10 protein-coding genes are annotated in these 12,336 nt (G+C 64.3%); all 10 read left to right on the top strand.

Translation table 11 applies throughout. The features are described from left to right. Genes X757_RS159685 through murB form a run of 10 tightly spaced genes read left to right on the top strand, consistent with a single transcriptional unit; the run spans position 1 to position 12,226 of the window. Entirely contained in the window at positions 1 to 393 is a 393-nt protein-coding gene (locus tag X757_RS159685) for a hypothetical protein (protein ID WP_023682142.1), read from the top strand. 14 nt (positions 394 to 407) lie between these two features. Next, positions 408 to 2,132 (top strand): penicillin-binding protein 2, encoded by a 1,725-nt coding sequence (locus X757_RS159690; protein ID WP_031251081.1) that lies wholly within the window; start codon positions 408 to 410, stop codon positions 2,130 to 2,132. Positions 2,133 to 2,186: 54 nt separating this feature from the next. Further along, positions 2,187 to 3,641 (top strand): UDP-N-acetylmuramoyl-L-alanyl-D-glutamate--2,6-diaminopimelate ligase, encoded by a 1,455-nt coding sequence (locus X757_RS159695; protein ID WP_023725360.1) that lies wholly within the window; start codon positions 2,187 to 2,189, stop codon positions 3,639 to 3,641. Next, positions 3,638 to 5,071 (top strand): UDP-N-acetylmuramoylalanyl-D-glutamyl-2,6-diaminopimelate--D-alanyl-D-alanine ligase, encoded by a 1,434-nt coding sequence (locus X757_RS159700; RefSeq protein ID WP_023725359.1) that lies wholly within the window; start codon positions 3,638 to 3,640, stop codon positions 5,069 to 5,071. The genes X757_RS159695 and X757_RS159700 overlap by 4 nt, the downstream gene beginning before the upstream one ends. Before the next feature lie 18 nt (positions 5,072 to 5,089). Next, positions 5,090 to 6,172 carry a phospho-N-acetylmuramoyl-pentapeptide-transferase gene (mraY, locus tag X757_RS159705; protein ID WP_023668273.1) on the top strand — a complete coding sequence of 361 codons (1,083 nt, stop codon included), beginning with the start codon at positions 5,090 to 5,092 and terminating at the stop codon, positions 6,170 to 6,172. Positions 6,173 to 6,180: 8 nt separating this feature from the next. After that, positions 6,181 to 7,581, top strand: coding sequence for a UDP-N-acetylmuramoyl-L-alanine--D-glutamate ligase (gene murD / locus X757_RS159710; protein ID WP_023725358.1), 1,401 nt, complete (start codon positions 6,181 to 6,183; stop codon positions 7,579 to 7,581). After that, positions 7,581 to 8,732 (top strand): putative lipid II flippase FtsW, encoded by a 1,152-nt coding sequence (gene ftsW, locus X757_RS159715; RefSeq protein WP_023668275.1) that lies wholly within the window; start codon positions 7,581 to 7,583, stop codon positions 8,730 to 8,732. The genes murD and ftsW overlap by 1 nt, the downstream gene beginning before the upstream one ends. A gap of 1 nt (position 8,733) precedes the next feature. Further along, on the top strand, positions 8,734 to 9,858 hold the full coding sequence (gene murG, locus X757_RS159720; protein ID WP_023725357.1) for an undecaprenyldiphospho-muramoylpentapeptide beta-N-acetylglucosaminyltransferase: 1,125 nt from the start codon (positions 8,734 to 8,736) through the stop codon (positions 9,856 to 9,858). Next, complete coding sequence (gene murC, locus X757_RS159725; RefSeq protein ID WP_023668277.1) at positions 9,858 to 11,264, top strand: UDP-N-acetylmuramate--L-alanine ligase; 1,407 nt, start codon at positions 9,858 to 9,860, stop codon at positions 11,262 to 11,264. The genes murG and murC overlap by 1 nt, the downstream gene beginning before the upstream one ends. Continuing rightward, the gene (gene murB / locus X757_RS159730) at positions 11,261 to 12,226 is read left to right on the top strand and encodes a UDP-N-acetylmuramate dehydrogenase (RefSeq protein ID WP_027050618.1); all 966 of its coding nucleotides are present in this window, start codon (positions 11,261 to 11,263) and stop codon (positions 12,224 to 12,226) included. The genes murC and murB overlap by 4 nt, the downstream gene beginning before the upstream one ends. The last annotated feature ends 110 nt before the right edge of the window (positions 12,227 to 12,336 follow it).

The raw sequence follows: 12,336 nt of genomic DNA, 5'->3' as shown, positions 1-12,336 counted from the left end.
GTGTTTCGAACCAGCGACATAGTCCTGATCGCCGTCATGGTCTCGGCTGCGGCCCTGACCTACAAGGCCAAGCGCGAGGCCGAGGAACAGCTGGCTTCGGTGCAGAAGATCGAGGCGCAGATCCGCTATGAGGAGGACACGATCGACCTGCTCAAGGCCGACTGGAGCCTGCTGACCCAGCCGTCGCGCCTGCAGAAGCTGGCTGAAATCTACAAATCGCAGCTCGCACTCGAGCCGGTCAACGCGCGGCAGATCGTCGGGCTCGACGACCTGCCGGCAAAACCGCTCAACATCGAGGACCTGTCGTCTCAACGGCTTGGCGGCATGGCCGACAATTCCGGCAAAGGACCAGCCGACAAGGATCCCGTGGTCACCGGAGCCATCGTCCAATGATCGCTGGATTTCCAATGCGCGCCAAACTTCCGTCGGTCGGCAAATTGCTGAAGCGCCGCGCACGGACCGGCGAGGACGGCTACATCGTGGTCGAAGGCGCGCGCAAGGCGACCGGCGGCAAGGCCAAGACCCGCATCGTGATGACGATGGCGGTGTTCTTCGGCATTTATTCGACCATCGCCGGGCGGCTGGTCTATCTCGGTTTCCAGTCCCCCGACATGTCGAATGGGCCGCAAAGCCGGGTGACGGCGTCGCGTCCCGACATCGTCGACCGCAACGGCGAGGTGCTGGCGACCGACATCAAGACGGCATCGCTGTTTGCCGAGCCGCGCCGCATCGTCGATGCCGACGAGGCGATCGAAAAGCTGTCGACCATTCTGCCAGATATCGACCCCGAGCAGACCTATCACAAGCTGAAAAGCGGCGCCGGCTTCGTCTGGCTGCAGCGGCAGCTGACGCCCAAGCAGCAGGCCGACATCATGCAGCTCGGCATTCCCGGAATCGGCTTTCGCACCGAAAAGCGCCGCTTCTATCCTGCCGGCGTGACCTCGTCCTACATTGTCGGCCTCACCAACATCGACAATCAGGGCATCTCCGGCATGGAGAAGTACATTGACGAGCAGGGCCTGAGCGACCTGCAGGCCTCAGGCTTGGCGATCGCCAAGGATCTGAAGCCGGTTCAGCTGTCGATCGACCTGCGCGTCCAGCATGTGGTGCGCGACGAGATTGCCGCCGGCCTCGAGCGCTATCGCGCCATGGGCGCCGGCGCCGTCGTGCTCAACATCAAGACCGGCGAAGTGGTGGCGATGGCCTCGGTGCCGGATTTCGATCCGAACAATCCCTTCAATGCGCAGGACAAGGACCGCCTGAACCGCATGTCGGCCGGCCTCTACGAGATGGGCTCGACCTTCAAGAGCTTTACCTCGGCCATGGCGCTCGATTCCGGCAAGGCGAACATGAACAGCCGTTTCGACGCCTCGCATCCGATCCGGGTCGGCCATCAGGCCATTCACGATTTCCACGGCAAGAACCGCGTGCTGTCATTGCCGGAGGTGTTCCTTTACTCCTCCAACATCGGATCGGCCCGTGAGGCCGAAATGGTCGGCATCGAGGGGCACCGCGAATTCCTGCATCGCCTTGGCCTTCTGGACAGGATGCAGACCGAACTGCCTGAAGTCGCCCGCCCGACCGAACCGAAGGTCTGGAAGCAGGTCAACTCCTTCACCATCGCCTTCGGCCATGGCGTGTCGACGACGCCGCTGCAGGCGGCCGTCGGCTGCGCGGCGCTGATGCAGGGCTATTTGATCCCGCCGACTTTCCTGGTCCGCAGCGAGCAGGATGCCATGGCGGTGGCCAAGAGAGTGGTCAGCGAAAAGACTGTGGAGGGCATGCGCTACCTCTACACGCTCAATGCCGAGAAGGGCTCGGCCAGAAACGCCAGGGCCCCCGGCTACCGCGTTGGCGGCAAGACCGGAACCGCCGAGAAGGTGATCAATGGCCGCTACTCGAAGGAACTGAATTTCAACACCTTCGTCGCCGCCTTCCCGATGGACGATCCGCAGTATCTGGTGTTTACGATCGCTGACGCTCCGCACCCGGAAAAGCCCGGAATGACCGACGTCGCCGCCAACAATGCGGGTGTCATGGCCGGAAACATCATCAGGCGGGCAGCCGCCATGCTTGGCGTGAAGCCAGATTTCAGCCATGAAAATGGCGCAACGCTGGTTTCCTATCAGTGATTCTTAGGGCGCGCCGGCAACTGCGCGCCATTTTGTTGAGATAAACGGGGTTCGATGCACCTGAGAGATTTAGCCGGTATCCTGCCTGTCGAGGGAACATCTTCCCGCGATGTGGAGGTAACCGGGATTTCGTCGGATTCCCGCACGGTCAAGACCGGCGTGGTCTTTTTCGCGCTCGCCGGCAGCAAGGCGGATGGTTCGGCCTATGCCGCCGATGCGGCAAAGCGCGGCGCAGCGGCGGTTGTCGTTGGCAACGCCAGCGCCGTTTCCGGCCTGTCCGTCCCGGTGCTCAGCGTCGACGACCCACGCCTGGCGCTGGCGCTGAGCGCGGCACGTTTCTTCGGCAGCCAGCCGGAGACCATGGTCGCGGTTACCGGCACCGCAGGTAAGACCTCGGTCGCCGCCTTCATCCGGCAGATCTGGGAGCAGGCCGGCTTTGCCGCCGCGTCCATTGGCACCACCGGCGTGGTGGCGCCGGGCCGCAACGACTACGGTTCGTTGACCACACCCGATCCAGTGGCTTTGCACCAGTTGCTCAAGGAATTGGCGGAGGCCGGCGTCACCCACGCCTCGATGGAGGCTTCCAGCCATGGTCTCGACCAGCGCCGCCTTGATGGCGTCAAGCTCGCCGCGGGCGGTTTCACCAATCTCGGCCGCGACCATATGGACTATCATCCGACGGTCGAGGACTACCATCGCGCCAAATTGCGGCTGTTCGACACGCTGCTGCCGAAAGGCGCGCCGGCGGTCATCTTTGCCGACGATCCGTGGTCGGCGCCGACCATCCAGGCTGCGCAGGCCGCCGGGCTCAAGGTGCTGACGGTCGGCCGCCATGGCGATTTCCTGCGCCTGAAGCGGGTCGAGCACGAGCGCCACCGCCAGCGCGCCGAGGTCGAAGCCGACGGCGTGCTCTACGAGATCGACCTGCCGCTCGCAGGTGACTTCCAGATCGCCAATGCCCTGGTTTCGGCCGGGCTGGCCATTTCCACTGGAACGCCGGTCGCCAAAGCTTTGATGGCATTGGAGAAACTTCAGGGGGCACCGGGACGGCTCGACCTTGTCGGCGCCACCGCCAATGGCGCGCCCGTCTATGTCGACTATGCCCACAAGCCGGATGCGCTGGAAAATGTGCTGGCCGCCGTGCGCCCGTTCACCACCGGTCGCGTCATCGTCGTGTTCGGCTGCGGCGGCGACCGCGACCGGGGCAAGCGGCCGATCATGGGCGAAATCGCCACGCGGCTGGCCGATGTCGTCATCGTCACCGACGACAATCCGCGCTCGGAAGTGCCGGAAACGATCCGTGCCGCGATCCTGGCAGCCGCGCCCCGCGCGATTGAAATCGGCGACCGCCGCAAGGCGATCCACGAAGCGGTCGCCATGCTCAAAGCGGGCGATACGCTGATCGTTGCCGGGAAGGGCCATGAAGAGGGCCAGACCATCGGCGCCGAGACGTTTCCCTTCTCCGACCACGAGGAAGTCCGCTCGGCGCTGCGGGAGCGGGCCGCATGAGCGTGCTCTGGACTTCCGAGGCGCTGGTCGACGCCATGGGCGGTCGGCCGCTCGGGCCGATGCCGGAGGGAATTTCGGGGATCTCGATCGACAGCCGCAGCCTGCAGCCGGGCGACGCCTTCTTCGCCATCAAGGGCGAGGCGATGGACGGCCATGACTTCGCGACCGCGGCGATCAAGGCCGGCGCCGGCGTGCTGATCGTCGCCGAGGGCAAGTTGCCGTCGCTTGGGCGGCTGACGGCGCCGATGATCGTCGTGCAGGATGTGCTGGCAGCACTGGAGAAACTCGGTGTTGCCGCCCGCGCCCGTTCCAGCGCAAAAATCATCGCGGTGACCGGATCGGCCGGCAAGACCACCACCAAGGAGGCGCTGCGTCATGTGCTGTCGGCCGTCGGCACGGTGCATGCTTCGGCGCAGTCCTTCAACAATCATTGGGGCGTGCCGCTGACGCTGGCGCGCATGCCCGGCGATTGCGACTATGCGGTGTTCGAGATCGGCATGAACCATCCCGGCGAGATCCGGCCGCTGGTCAAGATGGTCCGGCCACATGTGGCCATCGTCACGATGATTGCCGCCGCGCATCTCGGCTTCTTCAGAAATCTCGACGAGATCGCCAAGGCCAAGGCCGAGATTTTCGAAGGCATCGAGCCCGGCGGTGCGGCCTTGCTCAACCGCGACGATGCGCGCTGGAAGCTGCTCGACAAGATGGCGCGGGCCGCCGGCGTCGAACATGTCTTTGGCTTCGGCGAGAATGCACGGTCGACCTACAAGCTGACCAAATGCGAGCTGCATGCCGATCATTCCGACATCACCGCCAGGATCGGCGGGCAGGATGTGACGGCGCGCATCGGCGCGCCCGGCCGCCACATGGTACAGAACGTCCTGGCGGTGCTCGGCGCCGCGCATTTGGTTGAAGCCGACATCGGCAAGGTGGCCTTGGCACTGGCCGATCTGTCGGCCGAGCGTGGCCGTGGGAAGCGCCATATGCTTCGCCACCCCAAGGGACCGATCACACTGATCGACGAGAGCTACAACGCCAATCCGGCCTCGATGGCTGCTGCCATGGCGCTGCTCAACGCGACGCCTGTCACGGGCGAGGGCCGGCGCATCGCCGTGCTCGGCGACATGCTCGAGCTCGGCGACCATTCGGCCAAGCTCCATGCAGGCCTGGCCGAACTGATCGTCGGGACCGGCACGCACACGGTCTTTCTCGGCGGCCCGGAAATGCGGGCGCTGGCAGACATCCTGCCCGACGAGATCAAAACGGAATACCGCGCCGGCGCCGAGGAATTGAAGCCGCTGCTGTTGTCGACGCTGAAGGCCGGCGACGTGGTGATGATCAAATCGTCGAAAGGCATCGGCTTTTCAAAGCTGGTCGAGGCCTTGCTCGGCAAATATCCGGCGGAAGCCGCAGGCACGAAACAGAACTAGTCCGGGGAACGGAATCGTATGTTTACATTGCTCGTCGATTTTGCGGACAAGGTCTCGGTCTTCAATGTCTTCCGCTACATAACTTTCCGCACCGGCGGTGCGCTGATCACCTCGGCGCTGATCGTCTTCATCTTCGGGCCGACCATCATCAATTCGCTTAGGCTGCGGCAAGGCAAGGGCCAGCCGATCCGCGCCGATGGCCCGCAGACGCATTTCAAGAAGGCCGGCACGCCGACGATGGGCGGGCTGATGATCCTGTGCGGCATCGTCGGCTCGTCGCTTCTATGGGCGAACCTCTCCTCGATCTATGTCTGGGTGGTGCTCTTGGTGACGCTGGGCTTCGGTTCGATCGGCTTTTACGACGACTATCTCAAGGTAACCAAGCAGTCGCATCTCGGCTTTTCCGGCAAGGCGCGGCTGGCGTTGGAATTCGTCATCGCCGGCATCGCCGCCTGGGCGATCATGCATAATGGCCAGGCGCCGTTCTCGTCGTCGCTGACCTTTCCCTTCGCCAAGGAATTCATCATCAATCTCGGCTGGTTCTTCGTGCCGTTCTCCTGCTTCGTCATTGTCGGCGCCGGCAATGCGGTGAATTTGACCGATGGCCTCGACGGGCTGGCGATCGTGCCGATCATGATTGCGGCGGCATCCTTTGGCGTCATCGCCTACCTCTCCGGCAATGCGGTGTTCGCCGAATATCTGCAGATCCATTTCGTGCCCGGCACCGGCGAGCTGGCTGTCGTGCTTGGCGCCGTCATCGGCGCCGGCCTCGGCTTCCTCTGGTTCAACGCCCCGCCGGCGGCGATCTTCATGGGCGACACTGGTTCGCTGGCCATGGGTGGCCTGATCGGTACAGTCGCGGTCGCCACCAAGCACGAGATCGTGCTGGTCATCGTCGGCGGATTGTTCGTCGTGGAAATCCTGTCGGTCATCATTCAGGTCGGCTACTTCAAGATGACCGGCAAGCGCGTGTTCCTGATGGCGCCGATCCATCATCATTTCGAAAAGCTCGGCTGGACCGAAAGCCAGGTGGTGATCCGCTTCTGGATCATCGCCGTCATCCTGGCGCTGGTCGGCCTGTCGACCCTCAAGCTGAGATAGGAACCCGCTTGATTCCCGCCGCATCCTTTTCGGGCAAACGCGTTTCGCTCTTCGGGCTCGGTGGCTCGGGGATCGCCACGGCGCGCGCGCTGATCGAGGGCGGCGCCGACGTGCTGGCGTGGGACGACAATCCCGATAGCGTCGCCAAGGCCGCTGACCAAGGCATTGCGACCGCCGATCTGCGCGGCGCCGACTGGTCGAAATTCTCGGCCTTCGTGCTCTCGCCCGGCGTGCCGCTGACGCATCCCAAGCCGCACTGGACGGTGGAGCTGGCGCGTGGCTCCGGCGTCGAAGTGATCGGCGATATCGAATTGTTCTGCCGCGAGCGGATTGCGCGCGCGCCTGATGCGCCGTTCATCGCCATCACCGGCACCAACGGCAAGTCGACGACCACGGCGCTGACCGCGCATATCCTCAAATCGGCAGGGCGCGACACGCAGATGGGCGGCAATATCGGCCGGGCCATCATGACGCTCGATCCACCGCAGGCTGACCGGGACTATGTCGTCGAGTGTTCGTCCTACCAGATCGATCTCGCGCCCTCGATCAACCCGACGGCCGGCATCCTGCTCAACCTGACGCCCGACCATCTCGACCGCCACGGCACCATGCAGCACTACGCTTCGATCAAGGAGCGGCTGGTCGCCGGCAGCGAGACAGCCATTGTCGGCGTCGACGATAGCTGGTGCGCGCAGATCGCCGACCGGCTGGAGAGGGCGGGCCGACAGGTGATCCGCATATCCAAGCGGCTGCCGCTGACCGACGGTTATTTCGCCGATGGCTCCGATCTGATGGAAGCCGTGCATGGCCGTTACAGCCGCGTCGCCTTCCTCGAAGGCATCGGTTCGTTGCGCGGCCAGCACAATGCGCAGAACGCGCTTGCCGCCGTCGCCGCCTGCCTCAGGGTCGGCTTGAGCCTCGGCGAGATCCAGGCGGGACTGGAAAGCTTTCCCGGGTTGGCGCATCGCATGGAGCAGGTCGGCCGCAAGGATCATGTGCTGTTCGTCAACGATTCCAAGGCGACCAATGCCGATGCGGCGGCACCCGCGCTGTCGAGCTTCCCGCGCATCTACTGGATCGCCGGCGGACTGCCCAAGGAAGGCGGGATCGAGCCGCTGCGCGGTTTCTTCCCGCGCATTGCCAAGGCCTATCTGATCGGCGAGGCGGCGCCCGCGTTCTCGGCGACGCTTGGTGAAGCCGTGCCTTATGAAATCTCGGGCACGCTGGCCGCCGCGGTCGACCATGCCGCGAAAGACGCGGCCAAGGATGACAACGGCGAGGTCGTGGTGCTGCTGTCGCCGGCCTGCGCCAGTTTCGACCAGTTCAAGAATTTCGAAGTTCGCGGCGAAGCCTTCAGGCAAGCTGCGAATGCTATCGAGGGTGTCAAACCCATCGGAGGGGCACGATAATGCAAAGCCGTCTCGACAAAAGCCCGGTTGCAACCTGGTGGTGGACGATCGATCGCTGGTTCCTGGCGGCGTTCCTGTCGCTGATGGGGCTTGGCATTGTCTTGTCCTTTGCGGCAAGCCCGGCGGTGGCCGAGCGCATCGGCCTCGACAGTTTCCACTTTGCCACCAGGCAGATCATCTTCACCGTGCCGGCGCTCGGCGTGATGCTGGCGGTCTCCTTCCTGGAATCGCGGCAGATCCGGCGCATGGCGCTGATCATCCTGGGCATCATGCTGGTGCTGATGGTGGCCGTGCTCTACATCGGCGTCGAGGTGAAGGGCGCGCGGCGCTGGGTGTCGTTTGTCGGCATGTCGATCCAGCCGTCGGAATTTCTGAAACCCGCCTTCGTCATCGTTTGCGCCTGGCTGTTCGCCGAACACAAGCGCCAGCCCGACATCCCCGGCAATTTGTTTGCCATGCTGCTGCTGATCCTGGTCATCTCGCTTCTGGTGGCGCAGCCCGATCTCGGCCAGACCATGCTGGTGACCGGCACCTGGGGCGTCATGTTCTTCATGGCCGGCCTGCCATGGCTATGGATCATCGCGCTTGGCGCCACCGGCGCCGGCGGCCTGTTTGCCGCCTATACGGTGTTCCCGCACGTCGCCGCCCGCATCGACAAATTCCTAACCGGCGAAGGCGACACGTTCCAGGTCGATATGGGCCGCGAGGCGCTGATCAACGGCCACTGGTTCGGAGTCGGCCCGGGCGAGGGCACCGTCAAGCGCGTCATCCCCGACGCGCATGCCGACTTCGTCTTTTCGGTCGCCGGCGAAGAGTTCGGGCTGATCATGTGCTTCTTCATCATGTCGATCTTCGCCTTCATCGTGCTGCGCGGCCTCAGCACGGCGCTGAAGGAACATGATGATTTCACCCGCTACGCCGTCGGCGGTCTCGTCACCGTGTTCGGCCTGCAGTCGGTCATCAACATGTGCGTCAACCTGCAGCTGATGCCGGCCAAGGGCATGACGCTGCCTTTCATCTCCTATGGCGGCTCCTCGCAGATCGCCATTGCCATCTCGATGGGCATGGTGCTGGCGCTGACGCGCAAGCGACCGGAAAAGCGCAAGCAGATGGGCTTTGCCCTGTCGCAGCGCGCCCTGCCGGCGGAGTGATATGGCGCGGGGTGTCATCCTTCTCGCGGCGGGCGGAACAGGCGGACATTTGTTTCCGGCCGAGGCGCTGGCGCATGAGCTGATCGAGCGCGGCTGGGGCGTGCATCTGGCGACGGACGACCGCGCCGAGCGCTTTGCCGGCCATTTCCCGGCCGCCGCCATCCATCCGATCCAGTCGGCGACGATGGGCTCGAAAAACCCTGTCGCGCTGCTTGGCGCGTTCTGGAAGATCTGGCGCGGCGTGCGCCAGGCCTCCGCCGTCATCGCCAGGATCAAGCCTGATGCGGTCGTCGGCTTTGGCGGTTATCCGACCTTGCCACCGCTCTATGCCGCGACGCGGCGCAAGCTGCCGACGCTGATCCATGAGCAGAACGCAGTGATGGGCCGCGCCAACCGGGCGCTGTCCGGGCGCGTCGATGCGATTGCCGGCGGCTTCCTGCCGCAAGATGAAAGTGCCACAGGCGCCAAGACGGTGACGACAGGCAATCCGGTCAGGCCGCCAATCCTGGAGGCGGCCAAGACGCCCTACACCGCATCCAAAGGGGCGGATCCGTTCAGGCTCCTGGTGTTCGGCGGCAGCCAGGGCGCGCAGTTCTTTTCCGATGCCATGCCGGCGGCGATCGCACTTCTGCCGGAGGCGCAGCGCAAGCGGCTGGTGATCACCCAGCAGGCCCGCGCCGACGACGTGGCGCGGGTGAAGGCTGGCTATGCGGCACTCGGCGTCCATGTCGAGGTCTCGCCCTTCTTCACCGATATGGCACAGCGCATGGGCGCGGCGCATCTGGTGATCTCGCGCTCCGGCGCCTCGACGGTTTCGGAGATCGCCGTCATCGGCCGGCCGGCGCTGCTGGTGCCTTATCCCTATGCGCTGGATCACGATCAGGCTGCGAACGCAGCCGCCCTTGCCGCGGCGGGCGGCGGCGAGGTGCATCCGCAATCGTCACTGTCGCCGGAGCGCATCGCGGCTCTCATTGGCGGGCTGATGGACACTCCCGAGCGGCTGACGGCCATGGCTGCCGGAGCGAAGTCGGCTGGCCGGCCGAACGCGGCACGGTTGCTCGCTGATCTCACAGAGGCTATTGCGTCCAGAAAAACCGTTTCGGATTTCAGGAAAGGGACGCATTGATGAAGATGCCGCAGACCATCGGCCTTGTGCATTTCATCGGCATTGGCGGCATCGGCATGAGCGGCATCGCCGAGGTTCTGCACAATCTCGGCTACAAGGTGCAGGGTTCGGACCAGGCCGACAGCGCCAATGTCCAGCGGCTGCGCGACAAGGGCATCGAATGCTTTGTCGGCCACAAGGCCGAGAATATCGGCGCGGCCGAAGTGGTGGTCGTCTCCACCGCGATCAAGAAATCCAATCCCGAGCTGAAGGCCGCGCGGGAGAAGTTGCTCCCAATTGTCCGCCGGGCCGAGATGCTGGCCGAACTGATGCGCTTCCGCCAGGCGGTCGCGATCGGTGGCACGCATGGCAAGACCACAACCACGTCGATGGTGGCGACGCTGCTCGATGCCGGCGGGCTCGACCCGACGGTGATCAATGGCGGCATCATCAATGCCTATGGCACCAATGCCCGTATGGGCGATGGCGAGTGGATGGTGGTCGAAGCCGACGAAAGCGACGGCACCTTCCTCAAGCTGCCGGCCGAGATCGCCGTCGTCACCAACATCGATCCCGAGCATCTGGACCATTATGGCAGTTTCGACAAGGTGCGCGAGGCCTTCCGGCAATTCGTCGAGAACGTGCCGTTCTACGGTTTTGGCGTGATGTGCACCGACCATCCGGAAGTACAGGCGCTGGTCAGCCGCATCGAGGACCGCCGCGTCATCACCTATGGCGAGAACGCGCAGGCCGATGTGCGTTTCACCAACCACCGCATGGCCGGTGCCGTCTCGGCATTCGACGTGGTGATCCGCGACCGCAAGACCGGCGGCCAGACGACGATATCGGATCTGCGGCTGCCGATGCCCGGCCGCCACAACGTCTCCAACGCCACCGCCGCAATTGCGGTCGCGCATGAACTCGGCCTGTCGGCCGAAGCGATTAAGAAAGGGCTGTCGTCCTTTGCCGGCGTCAAGCGGCGCTTCACCCACACCGGCTCGTGGAACGGCGTCGACATCTTCGACGATTACGGCCACCACCCGGTCGAGATCACGGCGGTGTTGAAAGCGGCGCGCAGCGCCACCAAGGGCCGCGTCATCGCCATTGCGCAGCCGCACCGCTTCACCCGGCTGCACGATCTGTTCGACGAATTTTCGGTCTGTTTCAACGATGCCGACACGGTGATGGTGGCGCCGGTCTATGCGGCGGGCGAGGAGCCGATCGACGGCGTGACCTCGGAGGCGCTGGTGTCGCGCATCCGCTCCGGGGGCCATCGCGATGCGCGCTACGTCGAAACCCCTGCCGCGATTTCGCCCGTCATCCGCGCGTTGGCGAAACCGGGCGACTTCGTCATCTTCCTGGGCGCCGGCAACATCACCCAATGGGCCTATGCGCTGCCTGGGGAACTCGGCGGTACCGTCTCATGATGCGCGGCCAGGACCTGCTCGACAAACTTGGCGACCGGCTTGCCGGCCTGCGCGGCCGCATCACGCCCAATGCCGAGATGGACAAGATCACCTGGTTCCGCGCCGGCGGTCTGGCGGACGCCCTGTTCCAGCCGGCCGACGAGGAGGATCTGGCTGCCTTCCTGCGCGCCGTGCCGGAGGACATCCCGCTCACCATCGTCGGTGTCGGCTCCAACCTCCTGGTGCGCGACGGCGGCATTCCAGGGTTCGTCATCCGGCTTTCGGCCAAGGGCTTTGGCGAGGCCGAGGTGGTTTCGCCGACCGTCATCAAGGCCGGTGCTGCGACGCCCGACAAGCGCGTCGCGGCCGTCGCTTATGAGGCCGGTATTGGCGGCTTTCATTTCTATCACGGCATTCCCGGCGCCATCGGCGGGGCGCTGAGGATGAATGCCGGCGCCAATGGCGTCGAGACGCGGGAACGTGTCGTCGAGGTTCGGGCGCTCGACCGCAAGGGCAATCTCCACACCCTCAGCAATGAAGACATGGGCTATGCCTATCGTCACTCGGCCGCACCTGCCGGGCTGATCTTCACCTCCGCGGTTTTCGAAGGTGTTCTGGAAGACCAGGAGGCGATCAAGGCGGCTATGGACGCCGTCCAGACGCATCGCGAGACGGTGCAGCCGATCCGCGAGAAGACCGGCGGCTCGACCTTCAAGAATCCGGAAGGCACCTCGGCCTGGAAGGAAATCGACAAGGCCGGCTGCCGCGGGCTGATGATCGGCGGCGCGCAGATGTCGCCGATGCACTGCAACTTCATGATCAACACCGGAACAGCGACCGGATACGACCTCGAATATCTCGGCGAGACGGTGCGCGCCCGCGTGCTTGAAAATTCAGGCATCCGCCTGCAGTGGGAAATCAAGCGGCTCGGCAATTTCCGCCCCGGCCATGCCGTGCAGGAATTCCTCGGACAGCTTCTTTAGCGCAAGCTGAAGTTCATGTGATGCTTGAACTTCAAACGGTCTGAAACAACAGCGCCACCGTTGCTCCAAAGACTCACAACACGCTTTTTCCGGCCGTTTTCGCGGAAAGT

Source organism: Mesorhizobium sp. LSHC412B00, assembly GCF_000503035.1.
Lineage (GTDB): Bacteria > Pseudomonadota > Alphaproteobacteria > Rhizobiales > Rhizobiaceae > Mesorhizobium.
This window is presented reverse-complemented; position numbering and strand designations above follow the sequence as displayed.

Excerpts from the sequence above, each read along its gene's own strand:
- murC (WP_023668277.1), top strand. The coding sequence starts at position 9,858 with ATGAAGATGCCGCAGACCATCGGCCTTGTGCATTTCATCGGCATTGGC.
- X757_RS159690 (WP_031251081.1), top strand. The coding sequence starts at position 408 with ATGCGCGCCAAACTTCCGTCGGTCGGCAAATTGCTGAAGCGCCGCGCA.
- murG (WP_023725357.1), top strand. The coding sequence starts at position 8,734 with ATGGCGCGGGGTGTCATCCTTCTCGCGGCGGGCGGAACAGGCGGACAT.
- mraY (WP_023668273.1), top strand. The coding sequence starts at position 5,090 with ATGTTTACATTGCTCGTCGATTTTGCGGACAAGGTCTCGGTCTTCAAT.
- murB (WP_027050618.1), top strand. The coding sequence starts at position 11,261 with ATGATGCGCGGCCAGGACCTGCTCGACAAACTTGGCGACCGGCTTGCC.
- X757_RS159695 (WP_023725360.1), top strand. The coding sequence starts at position 2,187 with ATGCACCTGAGAGATTTAGCCGGTATCCTGCCTGTCGAGGGAACATCT.
- X757_RS159700 (WP_023725359.1), top strand. The coding sequence starts at position 3,638 with ATGAGCGTGCTCTGGACTTCCGAGGCGCTGGTCGACGCCATGGGCGGT.
- ftsW (WP_023668275.1), top strand. The coding sequence starts at position 7,581 with ATGCAAAGCCGTCTCGACAAAAGCCCGGTTGCAACCTGGTGGTGGACG.